Origin of the sequence: Halorientalis pallida, from assembly GCF_004118325.1 — an archaeon.
GTDB classification, from domain to species: domain Archaea; phylum Halobacteriota; class Halobacteria; order Halobacteriales; family Haloarculaceae; genus Halorientalis; species Halorientalis pallida.
Map to the genome: position 1 here is coordinate 463,682 of NZ_RDFA01000003.1, position 19,827 is coordinate 483,508.

Consider the following 19,827-nt stretch of genomic DNA (forward strand, 5'->3'; position numbering starts at 1 on the left):
CGCGTCGTGGGAACGATCGTTGGGGGCTCATCGCTCGGCGGTCGTGTCGGGACTGGCGGGCAGAGACATCGCCACGACCGAGCCGTCCGGGCCGGCGTCGGGGACCGTGATCGAGCCACCGGCCGCGGTGACGACCCAGTTGGCCAGCCACAGGCCGAGGCCGCTCCCGTGGTCCAGCGGCGTCTCGGAGCCACCCTCCAGGACAGCGCGGTCCTGTTCGGGGAAGCCCGGCCCGTCGTCGGCGATGCGGACCGTCATCCCGTCGCCGTCGCTCGCGATGTCGACCTCGACGGTCGGTGCGTCGGTACTCGCGTGTTTGATCGCGTTCTCCAGGAGTTCCCGGACGGCCACGTCGAGCGTCGGCTCGACGGCGGCCACGGCGTCGGCGTCACCCCGCACGGTGATGGCCGCGTCGGGGTACTCCTCCGACAGCGACTCACAGACCCGGTCGATCAACGGGCCGATCTCGACGCTGTCGGCCTCGGGGTCCCGTTCGTCGAGTTGGCCGAACGTCCGGGCCTTCTCACCCAGTTCCGTCAGGCTGCGGGCCGTGTCCAGGATGCGCGCGAGGTGGGCCTGCTGGTCGCCCGGCGCCATCGCGTCTTCGAGCATGGAGGCCCGGCCGATGATGACGTTCATGTCGTTGCGGATGTTGTGCCGGAGGACACGGTTGAAGACGCTCAGCGCCTGCTCGCGGTGTTTCCGGTCGCGAACGTCGCGAACGCTCGCGAGGACGTGGTCGGTGCCGTCGAGTTCGAGTCTGGCGGCCGACACCTCGACGGGAATCCGGCCGCCGTCGTGGTGTCGGAGGAGGAGTTCCTCGGCCCGTGCGCGGCCGCCGTCCAGTGCAGAGGCGACCAGTCGCCGGAAGTCCTCGATGTCGTCGCGACAGACCGTCGACGGCGCGATGGTCCGCAGGGTCGCCCGGTCGTAGCCCAGCAGTTCACACACCCGGTCGTTGCAGTCGACGATGGCGTCGGCACCGGGATCGACCAGGAGCAGGCCGTCGCTGGCCGACTCGAACATCCGGCTGAACCGCTCGCGTGCGGTCCGGAGCTGGTCGATCCAGTCGGTCCGTTCGAGCGCGGCCACGACGTTCGAACCGAACATCCCGGCCATCGACCGGTCGATCTCGTCGAAGGCCGCGGCCGTCCCGGACCCGGCGACCAGCACGCCCTCGGTGTCGAGCGGGACCACGAGCAGACTCCGTGTGGCTTCGGCGAATCCGGTCCCGTCGAGGCCGTCGGTGTCGTCGTACTGGCACACTTCGCCGCCGTCGAGAGCTTCCCAGAGGGGTGTTCCCTCCCCCTCGGCCCGGTCGAGCGGGTCGGGATCGGTCGGGCACCCGTGACTGGCGGCCGCACGCAGCGTCGTTCCAGCGCCGTCGTCCGCGAGCCAGACGCGCGACCGGGGCGCGTCGAGTGCGGCCACGGCGACCGCGGCGGCCGTGTCACAGACCGAATCGGCCGTCGTCGCACGCATCAGGTCGGCGGTGCCGTCGTGGAGCGCTTCCAGGGCCGCCCCGCGGCGCGACCGTTCGAGTTCGTGGCTCAGCCAGCGGGCGACGAGGCTGACGAACGCCTGCTCGGCCTCGCTGAAGGGGCCGTGTGGCGACCGGTCCATGAAACAGACAGTGCCGTACAGCGAGCCGCCGACGGTGATGCGGGACCCGAGGTAACACTCGATGTCGTTGGCCTCGTAGGCCGGGTCGCCGAGCCAGCCCTGTTCGGCGGCGCGGTTGAACGCCAGCACGTCCTCGGACTCGATCGTTCGCCGGCAGAACGTCGTCGGGAGCTCCATCAACTCGCCAGGTTCGATGGGTAGCTCGCCGACGCTGGCGACTACCTCGTACCGTTCGGGGTCGCGGTCGATGGTCGAGAGGTGCGCGTTCTCGACACCCAGCCTGTCCAGACCGATGCCGAGGATGCGGTCGGCCTTGTCCTGGAAGGAGAGTGTCTCGTCTGTCGCCACGTCGTAGAGGTCACGCAGATACCGCCCGTCGGCGGGGACGTCGGGAACCGGCGAGTCGTCGTGTCTCCGTCGGCCCTGGACGACACCACGCACGCGGTTGGCCAGCGCGACGAAGCGGTCCGTGTCGGCGACCACGACGTCGGTCGCGTCGGCTTCGGTCGCGCGGGGGCGGACGCTGGGCGCGTCGGCCGGCCCCGTGAGGACGACCAGGGGCACGTCCTCGCGGTCGACGAGCGACGCCCAGTCCGGGTCCGGGAGTGGCGCGACGGCGACGACACAGTCCGGCGTCGTTCCCTTCCCATCGGCGACGGTCACGTCGTCGTAGACGGTTTCGAGGGCGCGCAGGACGTCGCCGTGGACGTCTTCGTCGTCGGCGACGACCCGCGTGGTGAGTCGCGCCGTCATCCCTGAACCGCAATCCGGGTGCTGGCGCGACGGACGCCGCCCGCAGACGGCGCAGAGCGCATCGTTCGGTCGGTCACGCTCTTTCCGAGGGGCGGAGACAGCTTCAAAGTACGGGACGGTTCACGACCTGAGCCCCCGGCTCAGGCCAGTCCGACGGTCTCCTGGTAGGAGCCGTAGTGGTCCTCGAAGACGCCCATGATTTCGCCCATCGTCGCGTAGGCCTTCACCGCGTCGACGATCGCGGGCACGACGTTCTCGTCGTTCTCGATGGCCCGACGCACCTCGGCCAGCGCGTCGTCGACGGCCCCGTCGTCACGCTGGGCTTTCACCTCCGCCAGGCGCTCGCGCTGGCGCTCGCCGGTCGTCTCGTCGACCCGCAACAGGTCCGGCGACGTGTCCTCGTCGATGGTGTACCGGTTGACACCGACGACGACCTCCTCGCCCTCGTCGACCCGCTCCTGGTACTCGTAGGCCGCGTCCTGAATCTCGCGGTGGAAGTAGCCGTCCTCGATGCCCGTCAACACGCCGTCGCGGACCGATCCGTCGCCCATCTCCCTGATCTCTTCGAGGTAGGCCATCGTCTCGGCCTCGACCTCGTCGGTCAGTGCCTCGATGGCGTAGCTCCCGCCCATCGGGTCCACGATGTCGGCCGCGCCGGACTCCTCGGCGATGATCTGCTGGGTTCGCAGGGCCACCCGGACCGCCTCCTCGCTGGGCAGGGCCAGTGCCTCGTCGAAACTGTTGGTGTGGAGGCTCTGGGTCCCACCCAGCACGCCCGCCAGCGCCTGGATCGTCACACGGACGATGTTGTTGAGCGGTTGCTGGGCCGTCAGGGACTGGCCCGCGGTCTGGGTGTGGAACTTCATCCGTTTCGCGGCGTTGCTCTCCGCGTCGTACCACTCGTCCATCAGCCGAGCGTAGACCCGCCGGCCCGCCCGGAACTTCGCCACCTCCTCGAAGATGGAGTTGTGCGAATTGAAGAAAAAGGAGAGCTGGGGGCCGAAGGCGTCCACGTCGAGCCCGCGGTCCAGACAGTCCTCGACGTAAGCGAACCCGTCCGCGAGGGTGAAGGCCAGTTCCTGGACGGCAGTCGATCCGGCCTCGCGGATGTGGTAGCCCGACACGGAGACGGGCTTGAACTTGGGCGTCTCCTCGACGGCGAACTCGATCACGTCGGTCACCACGTCCAGCGAGGCCGCCGGAGGCACGACCCACTCCTTCTGGGCGATGAACTCCTTGAGCATGTCGTTCTGGAGAGTCCCCCGGATCTCCTCGCGGGGGACGCCCTGCCGATCCGCCAGCGCCAGGTACATCGCGTAGATCACCGGGGCGCTCGGGTTGATGGTGAAGGAGGTCGAGACCTCCCCGAGGTCGATCCCCTCGAAGAGGATCTCCATGTCCCGGAGCGTGTCGACGGCGACGCCCTCCTTGCCGACCTCGCCCTGGCTCATCCGGTCGTCGCTGTCCAGTCCCATCAGGCTCGGCATGTCGAACGCCACCGAGAGCCCGGTCTGCCCCTCGTCGATCAGGTAGTGAAACCGCTCGTTGGTCTCCTCGGCGGTGCCGAAGCCGGCGAACTGCCGCATCGTCCAGGTCCGGCCCCGGTACATCGTGGGGTAAACGCCGCGCGTGTACGGTTCTTCCCCGGGGAACCCCAGGTCGGCACCGTAGTCGAGGTCGGCCACGTCCGCGGGCGTGTACAGCCGGTCGACCTCGTGGTTCGAGACGGTGGCGAACCGGTCCTGGCGCTCGCCGTGGCGTTCGAGCACTGGATCGCGGGTCTCGCGCTCCCACTCCTCGCGGTCCTCCCGGATGGCCGCGAGGTCGTCCTCGTCGTACATGCCAGTCAATTACACACGGGGCCGGCTTAACGGTTCGGCCGGAGTCATGGGGCCACTCCGGGCCTGGCGGGCGGTCAGTCGCTCCGGCCGTCCCGCACCGTCACCGATCCGCTCGCGGAGCCGCCGGATCGAACCACACCGCCCTGTGTCTCCTCGCCGCCGGTCGCCGCCTCGACGTTCTCGACGGTGACCGACAGATTCGTTCCGCCGGGGATCGTGTATGGTCGGCCGGACGCGTCGACGATCCAGTCGACCTGGAACCGGACGGTGTTGGTCGCCGGCCCGTCCGGGTCGATCACGTCGGTCTGTGCCGTCGCCGCGAGCGTGCCGACCGTGACGGTGCCGTTCGCGGTGTCAGCGCCGAACACCTGTGCGTCCGCGTCGGCGTAGGAGTCCGACCAGCCCGCACTCGACTGCGCGGAGCTACCGTTCAGCGGCAGGTCGACCGAGAGGTCGATCGCCGGCGCACCCACTCGGAGGGCGCTCATCGACATCGCACCGATACCCCGGTCGAGCCCGGCGACCGTCACGTTGGCGACCGCTCGGCCCTCGACGGGCAGGGTCAGCGACGAACGGTTCAGCGTCACCGTGACCGGTCGCGGGTCGGTGGGGCCGACGACGACGCGCGTCTCCGCGGCCGCGCCGCCGTCACCCGTGTCCGTCGCGCGGAACCGGAGGTCGTAGAGCCCGCCCTCGACGTCCTCGACGTCGATGGTCAGGTTCTCCTCGTCGGTCACCGAGAGCCGTACGGCGGGCGTGCCACCGACCGTTTCGACGCCCTCGAACCCGTCGTTCGAGTCGAACATCGCCCGGAGGGTCGCGCCGTCGGCACGCTCGCCGGCGAACCGGTCGCCGCTCACCCACAGGTCGAAGGTCGACCGTTCGGACTCGACGGTCACCGTGGCGGTCGTCTCACCGGCGAGTCTGTCGACGTACGCCCCCTCCCGGTCGTCCCGAAAGGCCGGGACGGGACGGTCACCGGCGCCGTCGACCGCGACTCGACGAACCCGCGGCGGGTTCCTGACCGAGAGTGACTGCTGGTCGATCTCGAAGAGCGCGTCCTCGCGGTCGTCGACCCGGTACGCGTCGCCCTCGACGTACAGCACCGGATCGCCGTCGGTCGTCCGGACGTAGTACTGGCCGGCTTCGAGCGTCGCGGACTCGACCACCGTCAGACCCGGCCGGGAGTCGATGCGTCGAACGACGCGTGGGTCGAAGTCGTCGTACTCCCCCGGCACACGGACGAGTTCGACCGTCTCGCCGAGCTGTTTCGGGACGGGAACCCGCAGGTTCTGTCCCCGGTAGTATCGCTCGCCGGAGACGACCCGCGCGTCGGGTTCGAGCGCACGGCCGGTGGCTCCCTCGGGCAACGTGACGTCCCGGACGACGGTGGAGACCGTCCCGTTCCGGACGGGGTATCCGCTCCAGCCGACGACTGTGACCTGCCGCTCCGATCCCGGCACGACCACGGGCTGGGTGACGCCCGCCACCTGTTCGACGTATCGCTCGGTCCCGTCGGTACCGACACCGACGAACGTGCTGGCCGGGTCCTGCTGGAAGTCGCTGTTCCCGACGAGCGTGACGCCGTCGCCGGCCCCGAACACGTCCTGAACCCTGCCCGCCTCGGACGAGGGGTAGACGCGGCTCCAGCGCGGCACGCCGTCCGCGCCGACCCTGGCCGCCCAGGGGTTGCGGTCGCCGTAGTCCGCCGAGTACGCGCCGCCGAAGACGAAGCCGTCACCGACCGGAACGGCACCAGCGACCTGTTCCGCGCCGATCGTCTCGTAACTGCGATTCAGCTGTACGGTCCCATCCTCGTCGGTTCGGAGCACCCACGGCTCGGAGAACCCGAGTGACCCCACGAGCAGGAACCCGTCGTCGGTAGCGGTCAGGGACCGCGGCGACGCCCGCACGTCGTACGTCCGGTTCCACGCGACGGTGCCGTCACCTTCGAACTCGGTCAGTTCGAGCCCCTGGCCGTCGGGCGAGCGCGAGACGAGAGCGGGGCCGGTATCGGTGACCGCCAGCCCACCGCTCACGGCGACCGACCGCGAGACGTCGAGCGGCTGTCGCCAGGTGACGGTGCCGTCGGCCGTCGCCCGGACCAGCGACAGCGAGTACTGGCTGGGTCGCGCCGGTGCACTCCGGTTGGCCTGCGGGTACTCGAACTGGAGGAAGTACAGCGACCCGTCCGGCCCTGCTTCGACCGCGACGATGCCGCTCCGGTTGGCCGTCTCGAACTCGCGCGTCCACGCTGTCGACCCGTCGGCCGCGAGTTTCGTCAGCGACGCGTTTCCGCGGACGACGTCCGTCGCCCCGCCGAGGACGAGACCGCCGTCCGCGACGCGCGTCGCGTCGAGCGTCGCCACGCCGTCGAGCGTGCGATTGAGTCCGTCTGTCGCGGACTGTGCGTCCGCCGAACTCGCCCCGACCGCCGACGCGGGACCGACCGCACCGACGAGACAGAGCGTGATCAGGAGGGCGACCGATGCCACTGCTGTGCGTGTGGATGGAGGGCTGAACACGTTCGAACGTGTCTACCAGTCCGAGTTAAATTTTCGCAAATAGATACTTCCCAGTTCGGGCCGTGAGCACCGTCTCACGCGTCGTCCGACGGCTCTTCGACGCCCTCGATCCCCTCGCCGTGTCGTCCCTCGCCGCTGGCGAAGCGTTCGGCCCCCTCGTGGGCCGTCGACAGCGACCGGCTCCCGTGCCAGGCCTCGACTTTCAGGCCCTCGTCCAGCGGGAGGCCCGCGCCGTCGTACACCGCCGCCCGATCAGTGCGGACGGTCTGCTGTGGGAACTCGGCGATGATCTCGGCCATCTCCCGGGCCGCCGCCAGCGCCTCGCCATCGTCGACGACGCGGTTGACCAGCCCCCACTCGCGGGCCTCCGCGGCCTCCACGGGCCGACCGGTCAGAATCATCTCCAGGGCACGCCCCTGCCCGACGATGCGGGGGAGGCGCTGTGTGCCGCCGTCGACCAGGGGCACGCCGAAGCGGCGCTCGAAACAGCCGAACGTCGCGCCCTCGCCCGCGACGCGCAGGTCACACCACAGTGCCATCTCCAGACCGCCCGCGATGCAGTGGCCCTCGACGGCTGCGATGGTGGGTTTGTCGACGGTCGTCCGCGTGAAGCCGAGCCATCCTTCCGGCCCGTCCTCCAGATCCATCGTTTCGAGGTCCGCACCGGCCGAGAAGGTCCCCTCGTCGCCAGTCAGAACGCCGACGAGCGCGTCCTCGTCCGCGTCGAACCGTTCCCAGGCGGCCCGGAGTTCGCGGGCCGTCTCGGCGTCGATTGCGTGTTTCGCGTCCGGACGATCTATCGAGACGACGGCGACCGGGCCGTCACGCTCGTAGGTGACCATAGTACGCGCTCACAGTACGGGGGAGTAGTGATAGAACTACGGGGCGAAGCGACCTCAGGCCTCGTCTTCCTGCAGTCGCTTGGTCGTCTCCACGAGCGGGTGGTGGGCGTACTCGACTTCCTCGATGTCGTCGATGGAGTCGAGGTTCTCCTTCCGTGCAGTTTCGGCCATTCCGAGTTCGACCCGCTGGTCGATGACGATGACGTACGCGTCCATGTCCTCGATGCCGAGACTGTCCGCGGCTTTCACTCGGTGGTGGCCGTCGGCCAGCAGGAACTCCCCGTCGTTGTCGATTACCACGAGGGGTTCGGCGAGTCCCCGCTCCAGTTCGTAGCGCCGTCCCTCCAGCTCGTCGGCGTAGACCCGGCTCTGGGTGGGCGTGAGCTTCTCGAGGGGGACCTCGCGGCGGTCCTCGCGGGCCTCGATGCCGTGGATCGTTTCGAGGGTGCGCTGGAGTTTCTCGACCTTGCCGGGCGTGGCGCGTTCGATCTGACTGCGGATCACGTCGGCGTTGGAGATGATTCCGACGAGGTTGCCCGCGTCGTCGACGACGGGGAGCCGCTGGATCCCCGACCGGAGGATGACGCGACCCGCGTCGTTGAGCTTCATGTCCGGATGGGCGACCAGCAGGTCCTGAGTCATGACCTTGAAGATGGGTTCGTGATCCTCCGCGAGCAGGAGGTCGCGGGCGCTGACGAACCCCTCGACGTGACGGCCGTCACAGACGGGGAATCCGCTGTGAGTGTCGTCGCTGTCGGCGATTCGGCGGGCGACGGCCTCGACCGTTTCGTCCGGCGAGACGGTCGCCACGTCACGGGTCATGTAGTCTTTGACGCGTGGCTTCTCGTCCTCGGAATCCATCGTCCGTGACATCTCCCCGCGCCGGGAAAACCCCTTCGGCGAGCGAGTCTGCGATCACCAGCCGGCGTCCTTCGTCGCGAACGGCCCGCCCAGCATCAACCCCGTCCGCTCGCCCGGCGGCCGCTCCCGGAGCGCCTCGAAGAACCGCTCGGCCACGAACTCCTCCAGGTCGCCGGCGAGATCCGTGCCGTCACCGGCCGCGTCGGCGGTTCCGTCCCTGCCGGTCTCGGCCGCGTTCTCGTCGGGCGTTCCCTCGGTGTCCGCGTCCGCCGGAGCCCCCGCGGTCCCGTCGGCGCGGTCGCCGTCGCTGGCAGGGTCGAGCGTGGTGTCGGTGACGGGGATCTGTGCGCCGGCCATGTCGGCGTGGCCGCCGGCGCTTCCGATCTGGTCGAACGCCGAGCGCAGGGTCTCCCCGAGGTCGAGATCGGTCCCGCGGGCGCGACCCGAGACGTAGATCACGCCGTCGATGATGCCGTAGACGACGGTCGCCTGCACGCCGTCGAGGTCGAGCAGGCGGTCGGCGGCCTGTGCCAGCGCGTCCCGGTCGTTCAACTCGCCGACGCAACTGGTCAGGACGGGACCGCGGCGGTCGCGGTTGCCGATGGCGCGCGCGATGGTCTCGAAGGTGTCGCCGCTGATCGACGGGGACTCGATCCGGTCGAGCGCGCCCATGTCCGCGGCCCGGACGACCGTCGCGGCCGCCTCGAAGTCGGCCGTCGAGACTTCCCGGCTGAAGTCGTTCGTGTCGATCCGGATGCCGAAGAGCAGGCCGGTCGCCACGTCCTCCTCGAGGGCGATGCCGAACTGGTCGAGATACTGGACCAGCAGCGAACTCGTCGCGCCGACGTTGCTCCGGAGGTCGACGAACCGCGCGTCGACCGGTGCGCGGGGCGGGTGGTGGTCGATGACGATGTCGACGGGTGTGTCCTCGGGCAACTGGTCGTTGACACCCGGGCGGGAGTGATCGACCAGCGCGAACCCGCCGAACCGGTCCAGGTCGGCGTCGGGTTCCAGCCGGGTGAGGTCGAACTCCAGGAGGTTGACGAACGCCCGGTTCTCCTGGTGGGAGATGCGGCCGTAGTAACACACCTCGGACTCGACGCCGAGCACGGCCGCGATTCGCTGGAGTGCCACCGCGCTCGCGATGGCGTCCGGGTCGGGATTGTCGTGGGCGACGATGGCCAGCGGTTCCTCGACCTCCCAGAACGCCTGGCGGAGCTTCCGGGTCTGGAGTCCCTCGTCACCGATCCGGCGGCGGAGGAAGTCGGCGGTCGCGGCCCCCGGATCGACCAGCGTGTCCGTCAGGTCCCGGAGTCGTTCGAGGACCGCCTCGTCGGGTTCGAGGCCAGCGAAGGCGAAGAGCATCGCCTCGGGGACGGCCTCGCTGGCGACCGTCGCCCGACGGTAGTTCTCCCTGGGGTCGTCACCCGCGACGACGACCGTGTCGACGTCGTCGGCGTGTTCACGCAGCGTCGCGGCGTCCAGAGACGCGACGTGGGTCGCAGCGAGGCCTTCCTCGCGAAGGCGCTCGACGCGCCGTTCGCGCTCTTCCAGGACCGATATCGTCCCCGGCCTGTCCGCGAGCGCCGAGACGAGGTCGTAACCGACCGACCCACACCCCACGACCAGCCGGGTTTCCATGTCTCTCCATGACGGACGAGCGGGCATAAACCCATATATCTCCGGAGTCGCCCGTCGGCCGGGCCCTCCGTCGCGTCGGAGGGGTGTCGTATCGGTCCAGCGGTCCGGCCCACCCCACTTCACCCGCTCTCCGACTCCAGGTCCTCGACCCGACGCTCGATGTCCTCGATCCGGTCGGCCAGGTGGTCGACCCCGCGCTTTCGGTTCAGGACGACGACGGCGAGCAGTAGCGGCACGGACAGGACGGTACCGAACAGCACGAGCCACAGCAGGTCGATGCGGAGGACCAGTTCCATGGTGGCAGGACAGTCAGCGGTCCAGAAAGTTCGTTCGGGAGAGGGGTCCACGGAGCAGGGCGGGACCGGCCGTGTCTACCGAGCAGGAGTCCGAGGCGTCACTTCAGCCGTTCCTGGAGGAAGGACGGATGTGCGGCGGCGACGCCGTCGCGGGCGACGATCTCCTCGTTGATCACGTCGCCCAGCGCGTCGCCGTCGGAGGCGTGGACCTCCGCCATCAGGGTGTGGTCGCCGCTGGACGTGTAGAGGGAGTCGATGGCGTCGATCTCTTTGAGTTCCCGGGTCACCTCGACGTAGCGCTCGCTCTCCACGTCGATCCCCACCAGCGCGATGGACTTGGAGGCGAGCTTCTTCGGGTCCACGTCCGCTGAATAGCCCACGATCACACCGTCGTCCTCGAGTTGTTGGATGTATTTGCGCACCGTAGGCTTGGACACGTCGGCCCGCTCGGCGATCTCTGCGTAGGAGGCCTGTGCGTCCTCTTCGAGGACGGACAGGATACGCTCCTCCGTGGACTCGGCAGCCATACGCGTAGGTTTTGCGTCCGTGAAAAAATATCTTCCGAACCCGAAAACGGGTCGAACAGGCCGACAGTTTCGTCTTTCGAACCGAAAGGGTGGACGAAACGGATCGGTCGAGCGGCCGGCTCAGCGGTGATGATGGAGCAGATCAGCCGAGCGCTCCCACTCGCTGTCGTCGCTCAGGTACCGCTCGGCCAGCGGTTCCTCGGGCATCTCCTCTGTGGCGCGCTTCTCCGCGCCGTAGGACGGCCGCTCGCTGTCGACGTAGAACCGCCCTGTCAGGACCTCGCCCTCGTAGAGGCGGGACTCGGCCTCGTACATCGCGTCGGCGGCCTCGCGCCGGTCGGTTACGTCGAAGTCGAAATCGTCCGAATCTTGCACGTCCGTGTAGGGGACGTACTGCTTCGCGTCCTTGTTCCAGGTGGGACACTGGGTGAGGAAGTCGACGTGGGCGAACCCGTCGTGTTCGATGGCCTCGATCAGGATGTCCTTGGCCTGGTTCGGGTTGACCGCCGCGGTGCGGGCGATGTAGGACGAGCCCGACGCGAGCGACAGCGACATCGGCCGCACGGGGTCCTTGGCGCTGCCGTGGGGCTGGGTCTTGGACTTGTGGCCCTTCGGGCTCGTCGGGGAGGTCTGACCCTTCGTCAGCCCGAATATCTCGTTGTTGAACACGATGTAGGTCATGTCGTGGTTCTCCCGGGCAGTGTGCATGAAGTGGTTGCCGCCGATGCCGTAGCCGTCGCCGTCACCGCCGGCCGCGATGACTTCCAATCCCGGATTGGCCAACTTGGCGGCCCGGGCCACCGGGAGCGAGCGGCCGTGGATGCTGTGGAAGCCGTAGCTCTCGAAGTACGAGGAGAGCTTGCCCGAACAGCCGATGCCCGTCACGAGCAGCGTCTCGTCGGGGGTGCGGCCGACCTCGGGCATGGCCTGTTTCAGCGCCTTCAGGACGCCGAAGTCGCCACAGCCCGGGCACCACGTCGCCTGCGGTTCGATGCCGGGTGTGAACTCGTCGCGGTCGATCTCGCGGTCCTCGCCGATTGCACTGAATACACTCATGATTAGTCACCTGCCGCGGGGACGAATTTGGTTCCCTCCGGGATCGCGGCGTCCCGGGAGACGATGCGCTCGAAGCCCTCGACGACCTCGTAGGGCTCGAAGGGCTCGCCGTTGTACTTCAGGAGGCTGTTGAGCTTCGGCCCGAACCGGCCGAGTTCCTTCTGGGTCAGCCCCCGGAACTGCGCCGAGGCGTTCATCTCGACGACCAGACACGAGTCGACCGATTCGAGGAAGTCCGCCACTTCCTGCACCGGGTAGGGCATGAGGTCGCTGACGCCCAGAGCCTTCACGGATTCCCCGGCATCGGCCAACTGGTCGACGGCCTCGAAGACCGTGTCCTGCTGGCTGCCCCACACGAGCAGCCCGTACTCTGCATCCTCGGGGCCGTAGTGGGTCTGGTGGGAGCGGTCGGCCTCGTCCAGTTCCTCGCGGATCGAGGTCAGTTTTCGCATCCGACGGTCCATCTGGGCGACCCGGTTGGTCGGGCTCTCGCTGATGTGGCCCTCCGGGGTGTGTTCGTTGCCCGACGCGAGGAACCGGCCGTCCTTCTGCCCGGGGATCGACCGGGGACTCGCGCCGTTCTCGGCGTCGTGCTGGTAGCGTTTGAACTTCCCCGACTCGTGGTGGGCCGCCTCGCGGATCTCGTCCTCGGTGAGGACGCTGCCCGGATCTGCGTTCGGCTCCCGGTCGAAGAACGATTCGTCGACGTTGCGCATCTCGCCCGAGAGCTTCTGGTCGATGATGACGATGGCCGGGAGCTGGTACTCGTAGGCCAGCCGGAAGGCCGCCCGGGTCTGCTGGTAGCACTCCCGGACGTTGGCGGGCGCGAACACCACCCGACAGGAGTCGCCCTGACTCGTGTAGAGGATGTGTTCGAGGTCTGCCTGCTCGGGTTTGGTCGGCATCCCCGTCGACGGACCGGCCCGCATCGCCTCGATCAGGACCACTGGGGTCTCGGTCATCTCCGCGAGGCCGAGGGGTTCGGACATCAGCGCGAACCCGCCGCCGGAGGACCCGGACATGGCCTTGACGCCGGCGTGAGAGGCACCGACGGCCAGCGAGGCCGCGGCGATCTCGTCTTCGACCTGTTCGGCGATGCCGCCGAACTTGGGGAGGTGTTGTGAGAGGATCGTGAACACGTCGGTCCAGGGGGTCATCGGGTAGCCGGAGATGAACCGACAGCCCTCGTCGATGGCTCCGTAGGCGACGGCGTTGCTCCCGGACATCAGCACCTGCTGTTCGTCGTGGTCGCCGGTCGGAACGCGCAGGTCGTGGGTGATATCGTAGTCTTCGCGCACGGAGTCGTAGGCGCGTTCGAGGATCTCGAGGTTCGCTTCCAGCACGTCGCCGGTCATCGCGTCCTCCATCAGGTCCTCGATGTGGTCGAGGTCCATGTCGAGCAAGGCGGCGGTCGCGCCGACGCCGGCGGTGTTTCGCATCACCTCACGCCCGTGCTCGCGGGCGAGACCACGCAGGTCGAGGGGGTAGACGTGCCAGTCGTTCGCCTCGGCCCGGGCCTGCAGGTCGAGGTCGGACCGCTCGATGGTCTCTTCGTCGAGCAGTCCCTCGTCGTAGACGATCACGCCACCCTCGTTGAGGTCGTCCAGGTTCTCCGAGAGCGGTTTGATCTCCTCGTTCCCGTAGACGGTGTCGGCCCCTTCCTGTGGGTTGCGGGCGAAACTGTCGCCCAGCGCCAGCAGGAAGTTGAAGCCGTCGCCCCGCGACCGGACGGGGTCGGCGTCGGCCCGTACCTCCACGTAGGTGTGACCGCCCCGGATCCGCGAAGGGTAGTGCCGGTGTGTGAATACGTCGAGTCCCGCGCGCATCAGCGCCTTGGCGAAGTTCTGACTCGTGGAATCGATCCCGTCGCCGGAGCCACCAGCGATGCGCCACATTAGGTCTGTCATGATAAATCAGTGGCCGAATCGGCCGCCCTAGTGGGGAAACGACGCGCCGGGACAAAAGAGTTTGCTACGCGTTGCCACACATTAATCATGACAATTGCACTGGATTCGCACAGTCGGGGCAGGGACTCGGAACCGGCAAATTCGGACATCGGCGCGCCTGTCCGGATTCCGAGAGGTCGGGGTGGTGCGTCAGAGTCTCGCAAACGATTTACGCACCGAGGACGTGGGTCGAACGAAGCGAATGTCTCTTTCGGAACTGATCGCGGGTGTCGAGGAACACGAGAAGACGTTGACGGTCTTCAACGCGGACGAGGACGTGGTCGCGGCGTTTCGGGAACGGTTCACAGACCGGAACGTGACGGTCAGGTCCGAGTCGACGCCGAGCGGGCGGCCGGGCGAGTTCGTCACCCTCAGCGAGGACGGCGAGGTGTTGACGGCCACGAGCATCACGGATCTCCAGCGAATGATCGAGGACGCGAACGTCGCGCTGGGTCTCGAGGAGAGCCCCTACCAGCCGCTGCTCGATTACATGGACGAAACCATGTTCACCTCCTGGAGCATCGACCAGATGGTCGCGGCCTCCCGGGAGATCGAAGACCGGGCCTGGCGGGTCGGCGAAGGATCGCTCCACGCCGGCTTCCAGTACCTCTCGACGCTCCGCGGCGAACTGCCCGTCTACGAACGACTCGCCTCGAAGAACCTCGACGTGCACGCGTACGCCGCGCCCGACGAGGACCCCCCAGATCACGAGGGCTTCACCCTCCACATCGAACGGGCCGAGGAGATCGAGAAGTCGTGGTTCGTCGTGTTCGACGGCGACGGCGTCGACGAGAGCAAGTGTGCCCTGCTGGCCGAAGAGCGCGAGCCCCGGAGGTTCTACGGCTTCTGGACGTACGACCCCGACACCGTCGACTGGATCGTCGACCACCTCGACTCGACTTACGGCGTCCTCGAACAGTGATCGGTTTCGGCCGCTGAGCCGAGGGGAATTCTTCTTGCGCCCCGACCGCTACACGCGGCCATGACCAGCGTCACCGTTCTCCGCCGCTCAGCCGACAGAGGACGCGGGAAGCGTCCGGATCACCGATGAACCCGAGACGACTGCTCGCGGGCGCGTCGGTCTCCCTGACAGGCGTCGGCATCGTCGTTCCCACCGTCTCGGCCCTGTCGGCCGGCGGCCTGGGCCTGTACGGGAGTCTCGTCGCGGGCATCGGCGTCGTCCTCGGTCTCCTGCTCGTGGCCGGCGGCGCCTGGCTCGCGCGGAGCGAGCTCGCGGGCAACCGGGCGCTCCGGGTCGCCGGCTGGAACCTGCTGGGCCTGGTAGCGCTCGGCACCGTCCTCCTGCTGGTGCTGGCGTATCCCGGCGCGACGCTACCGCCGTTCGTCGCCGCCGTCGTCCTCGGCGTCAGCGCGGTCGCCCACGTCCTGATCGGCGTCAACGACGTGCGCCGCATCCGGGCCGGCGAACTCGCGAAGGAACGCGAGAAGCTGGCCGTCCTCAACCGGCTGACCCGCCACAACCTCCGCAACGACACGCAGGTGATCATCGGGCTCGCGGACGTGCTCGCCGAAAAGATCGAAGACGAGGCCCTCGCCGAGATCGCCCGCAGTCTCCGGGGGAACGCCGAGGGCCTCGCCGGCCTCAACGACACGCTCAAAGAGTACCAGGAGGCCGTCGAACACACACCGAGGACCGAGTCCGTCGTCGCCCTCGACGACCTCGCCGAGCGCGTCGTCGCCGAAGCGGGAGCCGACGGGACAGTCGAGATCGACGTTCCCGAGGGCCTGTCCGTCCGTGCGGACGATCACCTGGAGACGGCGCTTGCTCACCTCGTCGAGAACAGCTTCGAGTACGCCGGTGCGGAGCCGCGGGTCAGGGTCACGGCCCGACGGGACGGCGACGTCGTCGTCTGCACCGTCACCGACGACGGGCCGGGCATCCCCGACGTCGAGCGCGAGGTCGTCCTCGGGGAACGGGACATCACCCAACTCGAACACGGGACCGGGCTCGGCCTCTGGACGGTCAGGGCGATCACGGAGTCCTACGGCGGCGAGGTGGCGATCCGGAGCGACGACGGCGCGGCCGTGGACCTTCGCCTGCCGGCGGCCTGAGTGTCGGACCGCAAAACCCATCAATTCGGATGCACGACGCCCGGTATGGATGGTCCTCTGTCCATCGATGCCCCTCCAGGCACAGCGACGGTGAACGACCCCGCCCGGCGAGGCCCGGGGGTGGCCTGACCGTGCCCACCATCGAGACACGCGGATTGACGAAATCCTTCGGGGACGTGGACGCCGTCCTCGACCTCGACCTCACGATCGAGGCTGGCGAGGTGTTCGGCTTCCTCGGCCCCAACGGTGCGGGGAAGTCGACGACGATCAACCTCCTGCTGGACTACATCCGGCCCACCAGCGGGAGCGTCGAAGTGTTCGGGATGGACGCCCAGCGACACCCGGCGAAGATCCGCGAGCGGGTCGGCGTCCTCCCCGAGGGCTACGGCTTCGACGACCCGCTCACGGGCCGCGAGTACCTCGACTGGGCGATCGGGACGAAAGACGCCGACGACGACCCCGCGGCCCTGCTCGATCTGGTGAGTCTGACCGACGACGCCGGACGGATGGCCGCCGACTACTCCAAGGGGATGCAACAGCGCCTGGCGTTCGCGATGGCGCTGGTCGACGACCCGGACCTGTTGATCCTCGACGAACCCTCGACCGGGCTCGATCCGAACGGCGTCCGGACGATGCGGGAGAACGTCGCCGACGTGGCCGCCGACGGGACGACGGTGTTCTTCTCCAGTCACCACCTCGCGGAGGTCGAGGCCGTCTGTGATCGGGTCGGCGTGATGAACGAGGGCGAACTGGTCGCGGTCGACAGCATCGACGGCCTCCGCGACACCGTCGGCGGCCACGCCGCCATCGAACTGGAGTGTGCGACGCCACCGACGGAGCTGGGCGTCGAGGCACTCGACGGCGTGGTCGACGTGGCCGTCGAGGACCACACGCTGACGGTCACCTGCGTCGACCCCGGACGGAAGATCGACGTGGTCACACACGTCGCCGAACGGGCCGACGTCGTCGACATCCTCTCGACGACAGTGTCGCTGGAGACGCTGTTCAACGAGTTGACCGAGGGCGGTCGCGAGGGCGGCGGCGAGACGACCGCGGAGGTGGCACAGTGAGCATCGACAGCGTCCTCTCGAAGGACCTCACGAGCGTCCGGCGGTCCGGCGCGCTCTGGGGTGTCGCAGTCTGTCTGACCATGCTCGCGACGATGGTCGCGTACGTGAACATCGGCCGCGGCGCGCCGCCGCTCAGGGAGGCCCAGGACGCTTACGGCCTGCTGGCCGGACTCGTGGGCGTGCTGGTCCCCATCGTCGCCATCGTCGCGAGCTACATGTCGATCACGGGCGAGCGCGCCAGCGGCGGGATCAAGTTCCTGCTCGCGTTCCCGAACACGCGCCGGGACGTGTTCGCCGGCAAACTGCTCAGCAGGCTGGCCGTGGTCGGCGTCATCGTACTGTTCATGTTCGTCGCGGCGACGGCCATCACGGTCGCGAAGTACGGCGTCTTGCCCGTCGGCGTCGCCGTCGGCGTGTTCGCGGTCTCGCTGGTGTACGCCTGGGCGTTCGTCGCGCTCTCGGTCGCGTTCTCCTCGGCGACCGCCAGCCGGAGTCAGGCCATCGCCGCGGCCGTCGGGTCGTACTTCCTGCTGGTGATCCTCAATCTGACCTTCCGGTTCTCCCAGGTCGTCCGCCTGGTCTACGACACGATCCTCGGGCTGGGTGAGAACCCGCACCTCTACGCCGCCGCCGACTACGTGAGTCCGTACATCGCCTACCAGAAGGCGGCCAATCTCGTCTACCCCGCGGCGATGGAACGACAGGTGTTCCGGCTGCCCGAGGAAGCTCGAGAGACGCTCCCGGTCTACCTCACCGACGAGTTCTCGCTCGTCGTGTTCGCGGCGTGGCTGGTGGTCCCACTCGCACTCGGTTACCTGCGGTTCCAACGGAGTGATCTGCAGTGATCTCCCGGTCGCGAATCTCGGCGGCGCTCCTCGTCGTCGGTGCCGTCCTGCTGATCACACCGGGGGTGGTTCCGGTCCAGCCGGTCCTCTCCCACGAGATCGGCGGCGCGATCACGGCCGAACCGAGTGAGCTCGAATCGGAAGACGTCGAAGTGATCGCCTACGAGAACCTCTCGGAGCGCGGGAAAGAGCTGTACGAGCGAGCGCTCCGCGACGACGGGAGCTACGTGGTCCCGACCGGTGAAGGCGCGCCTGACTTCCAGTACCGTGCGGAGCTCGAAACCGAACGCGAGGACGATTCCGTGCAGCGGTTCGGCCCGCGAACCGTCGCCATCGAGCGACCCGACGATCCGGACTTCCCGGTCGTCGACGAGCGGGTACCCGAACGCCGCCCGCCCGAGAGCGAGCCGGGCGAGGCCGACGAAACGGGTGGCGGTGACGCCGAGGGCGGTGCCAGGGCGAGCGCGAATACGACCGACGCCCCCGACGACGAGCCGGACGAACGGACCGCGGAACGACCGCGAGACGCCGGGCGCTACAATCTGCTCCGGACCAGTTTCGGGAACCCGTCCCTGACGGACCCCGGGAACCTGCTCCGATTCGTCGCGGTCTTGGCAGGTGTCGTCATCCTCGGGAGCGGCGGGTATCTCCGATCGAAACCGTAACGCCGCCCCAGGTTACCCGTCGCGGGCAGTTACCACTGGCCGTAGATCAGGTTGCGCTGGATCTCGTTGGCCCCCTCGTAGATGACGGGGATGCGCACGTCGCGGTAGACGCGGGAGATGCGGTTCTCGGTGAGGACCGAACGGCCGCCGTGGAGTTGCATGCCACGTTCGGCACACATCGTCGCGGTCTCGGTGGACTTCACCTTGGCCTGTGCGGCCCAGAACCCGGAGTTGTCGTTGTTGGCGACCTTCTGGGCGGCCCGCCAGTTGAGCGAGCGGGCGGCCTCGAACTCCGTGCGCATGTCCGCGAGGATGTGCTGGACCTTCTGGAACTCGCTCACGTCCCTGCCGAACGCCTGTCGGCCGTGGGTGAAGTCGTAGGCCTCCTCGATCGCCGCCGCGGCGAGCCCGAGGCCGTGGCCGCCGACCACCACGCGCCCGTGGTTGAAGAAGTCCGCGAGCATGTAGAAGCCGGTCCCCTCGGTCCCGATGACGTGATCCTCGGGGATCCGAACGTCGTTCAGGTGCAGGTGAGCCTGCTTCGAGGCCCGGAAGCCCATCTTCTCGGGGATGTGTTCGGCCTCGTACCCGTCGGTATCGGTCGGGACGATGAACAGGGAGAAGTTGCCGTACCGGTCGTTCTCGTCGTGTCCCGTGCGGGCGTACAGCGTGACCCAGTCGGCCTCGACACCGTTGCCGATCCAGTACTTCTCGCCGTTGATGACCCACTCGTCGCCGTCCTTTTCGGCGGTGGTCTCCATCCCGGCGAGGTCGCTCCCTGTGTCGGGTTCGGACACTGCCAGCCCCGTCAGCTGTTCGTTCTGGGCGACGGGACGGAGGAACTCCTCTTTCTGCCAGTCGTCGCCGTACTCCTGGAGCATCTCCGCGCCGAAACTCGCCAGCTGGAGGGTCAGGGCGATCCCGGCGTCGGCCCGGTAGAACTCCTCGGCCATCGCGAGGATCTCCTCCAGATCGAGTCCGCGACCGCCGTACTCTTCGCTGATGTCCTGGGCGACCAGTCCGGCCTCCATTCCGGCCTCCAGCACCTCCCAGGGATACTCGCCGGATTCGTAGTAGTCCGCCGCCGCCGGCTCGATGTGTTCCTCCGCGAACTCCCGAGCCTCATGTTTCACGTCGCGGGCACCTGCCGGCACCACGTCTTCCGTTAGCAGTTCCATGACCGAGAGTTAACAGGGCCTGCACGAACAAAAACGGATTGGAACATTGTAAACGGTGTTCGAGTTTATTTTGGCGGCGGGTCTC

16 protein-coding genes are annotated in these 19,827 nt (G+C 68.2%); 5 read left to right on the forward strand and 11 right to left on the reverse strand.

Annotated features, from left to right (window positions below; genetic code table 11):
* Positions 1 to 27: 27 nt before the first annotated feature.
* The 10 genes from EAF64_RS11045 to EAF64_RS11085 form a co-directional block, all read right to left on the reverse strand.
* Entirely contained in the window at positions 28 to 2,376 is a 2,349-nt protein-coding gene (locus tag EAF64_RS11045; RefSeq protein ID WP_129069036.1) for an ATP-binding protein, read from the reverse strand.
* 140 nt (positions 2,377 to 2,516) lie between these two features.
* Positions 2,517 to 4,217 carry an acyl-CoA mutase large subunit family protein gene (locus EAF64_RS11050; protein WP_129069037.1) on the reverse strand — a complete coding sequence of 567 codons (1,701 nt, stop codon included), beginning with the start codon at positions 4,215 to 4,217 and terminating at the stop codon, positions 2,517 to 2,519.
* A 74-nt stretch (positions 4,218 to 4,291) separates the two neighbouring features.
* Positions 4,292 to 6,712 carry a hypothetical protein gene (locus EAF64_RS11055; protein WP_129069038.1) on the reverse strand — a complete coding sequence of 807 codons (2,421 nt, stop codon included), beginning with the start codon at positions 6,710 to 6,712 and terminating at the stop codon, positions 4,292 to 4,294.
* A gap of 104 nt (positions 6,713 to 6,816) precedes the next feature.
* A complete protein-coding gene (locus tag EAF64_RS11060) occupies positions 6,817 to 7,584 on the reverse strand; it encodes a crotonase/enoyl-CoA hydratase family protein (protein ID WP_129069039.1) in 768 nt (255 codons plus the stop codon).
* A 54-nt stretch (positions 7,585 to 7,638) separates the two neighbouring features.
* Positions 7,639 to 8,445 (reverse strand): CBS pair associated ParBc domain-containing protein, encoded by an 807-nt coding sequence (locus EAF64_RS11065; RefSeq protein WP_129069040.1) that lies wholly within the window; start codon positions 8,443 to 8,445, stop codon positions 7,639 to 7,641.
* Between the two features lie 54 nt (positions 8,446 to 8,499).
* Entirely contained in the window at positions 8,500 to 10,086 is a 1,587-nt protein-coding gene (locus EAF64_RS11070) for a DHH family phosphoesterase (RefSeq protein ID WP_129069041.1), read from the reverse strand.
* 119 nt (positions 10,087 to 10,205) lie between these two features.
* On the reverse strand, positions 10,206 to 10,382 hold the full coding sequence (locus EAF64_RS20980) for a hypothetical protein (protein ID WP_193767650.1): 177 nt from the start codon (positions 10,380 to 10,382) through the stop codon (positions 10,206 to 10,208).
* Positions 10,383 to 10,480: 98 nt separating this feature from the next.
* Complete coding sequence (lrpA1, locus tag EAF64_RS11075) at positions 10,481 to 10,909, reverse strand: HTH-type transcriptional regulator LrpA1 (protein ID WP_129069042.1); 429 nt, start codon at positions 10,907 to 10,909, stop codon at positions 10,481 to 10,483.
* Positions 10,910 to 11,029: 120 nt separating this feature from the next.
* On the reverse strand, positions 11,030 to 11,965 hold the full coding sequence (locus tag EAF64_RS11080) for a thiamine pyrophosphate-dependent enzyme (protein WP_129069043.1): 936 nt from the start codon (positions 11,963 to 11,965) through the stop codon (positions 11,030 to 11,032).
* 2 nt (positions 11,966 to 11,967) lie between these two features.
* Entirely contained in the window at positions 11,968 to 13,872 is a 1,905-nt protein-coding gene (locus EAF64_RS11085; RefSeq protein WP_129069044.1) for a 2-oxoacid:acceptor oxidoreductase subunit alpha, read from the reverse strand.
* Between the two features lie 241 nt (positions 13,873 to 14,113).
* Between EAF64_RS11085 and EAF64_RS11090 the strand changes: the two genes are divergently transcribed.
* From EAF64_RS11090 to EAF64_RS11110, 5 genes are all read left to right on the forward strand, one after another.
* Positions 14,114 to 14,833, forward strand: coding sequence for a DICT sensory domain-containing protein (locus EAF64_RS11090; protein ID WP_129069045.1), 720 nt, complete (start codon positions 14,114 to 14,116; stop codon positions 14,831 to 14,833).
* A gap of 125 nt (positions 14,834 to 14,958) precedes the next feature.
* Entirely contained in the window at positions 14,959 to 15,984 is a 1,026-nt protein-coding gene (locus EAF64_RS11095) for a sensor histidine kinase (RefSeq protein ID WP_129069046.1), read from the forward strand.
* 131 nt (positions 15,985 to 16,115) lie between these two features.
* Entirely contained in the window at positions 16,116 to 17,054 is a 939-nt protein-coding gene (locus EAF64_RS11100) for an ABC transporter ATP-binding protein (RefSeq protein ID WP_129069047.1), read from the forward strand.
* The gene (locus EAF64_RS11105; protein WP_129069048.1) at positions 17,051 to 17,899 is read left to right on the forward strand and encodes an ABC transporter permease subunit; all 849 of its coding nucleotides are present in this window, start codon (positions 17,051 to 17,053) and stop codon (positions 17,897 to 17,899) included. Before EAF64_RS11100 ends, EAF64_RS11105 begins: the two co-directional genes overlap by 4 nt.
* Entirely contained in the window at positions 17,896 to 18,564 is a 669-nt protein-coding gene (locus EAF64_RS11110) for a hypothetical protein (protein ID WP_129069049.1), read from the forward strand. The genes EAF64_RS11105 and EAF64_RS11110 overlap by 4 nt, the downstream gene beginning before the upstream one ends.
* A gap of 29 nt (positions 18,565 to 18,593) precedes the next feature.
* On the opposite strand, the gene EAF64_RS11115 is transcribed toward EAF64_RS11110, so the two are convergent.
* Positions 18,594 to 19,742, reverse strand: a complete 1,149-nt coding sequence (locus EAF64_RS11115; RefSeq protein WP_129069050.1) for an acyl-CoA dehydrogenase family protein — start codon at positions 19,740 to 19,742, stop codon at positions 18,594 to 18,596.
* Positions 19,743 to 19,827 lie beyond the last annotated feature (85 nt).

What these genes read in the sequence shown, in the direction of transcription:
- EAF64_RS20980 (WP_193767650.1), bottom strand. Translation starts at nt 10,382, where the DNA reads ATGGAACTGGTCCTCCGCATCGACCTGCTGTGGCTCGTGCTGTTCGGT.
- EAF64_RS11065 (WP_129069040.1), bottom strand. Translation starts at nt 8,445, where the DNA reads ATGGATTCCGAGGACGAGAAGCCACGCGTCAAAGACTACATGACCCGT.
- EAF64_RS11045 (WP_129069036.1), bottom strand. Translation starts at nt 2,376, where the DNA reads ATGACGGCGCGACTCACCACGCGGGTCGTCGCCGACGACGAAGACGTC.
- EAF64_RS11095 (WP_129069046.1), top strand. Translation starts at nt 14,959, where the DNA reads ATGAACCCGAGACGACTGCTCGCGGGCGCGTCGGTCTCCCTGACAGGC.
- EAF64_RS11070 (WP_129069041.1), bottom strand. Translation starts at nt 10,086, where the DNA reads ATGGAAACCCGGCTGGTCGTGGGGTGTGGGTCGGTCGGTTACGACCTC.
- EAF64_RS11080 (WP_129069043.1), bottom strand. Translation starts at nt 11,965, where the DNA reads ATGAGTGTATTCAGTGCAATCGGCGAGGACCGCGAGATCGACCGCGAC.
- EAF64_RS11090 (WP_129069045.1), top strand. Translation starts at nt 14,114, where the DNA reads ATGTCTCTTTCGGAACTGATCGCGGGTGTCGAGGAACACGAGAAGACG.
- EAF64_RS11050 (WP_129069037.1), bottom strand. Translation starts at nt 4,217, where the DNA reads ATGTACGACGAGGACGACCTCGCGGCCATCCGGGAGGACCGCGAGGAG.
- EAF64_RS11115 (WP_129069050.1), bottom strand. Translation starts at nt 19,742, where the DNA reads ATGGAACTGCTAACGGAAGACGTGGTGCCGGCAGGTGCCCGCGACGTG.
- lrpA1 (WP_129069042.1), bottom strand. Translation starts at nt 10,909, where the DNA reads ATGGCTGCCGAGTCCACGGAGGAGCGTATCCTGTCCGTCCTCGAAGAG.
- EAF64_RS11060 (WP_129069039.1), bottom strand. Translation starts at nt 7,584, where the DNA reads ATGGTCACCTACGAGCGTGACGGCCCGGTCGCCGTCGTCTCGATAGAT.
- EAF64_RS11085 (WP_129069044.1), bottom strand. Translation starts at nt 13,872, where the DNA reads ATGACAGACCTAATGTGGCGCATCGCTGGTGGCTCCGGCGACGGGATC.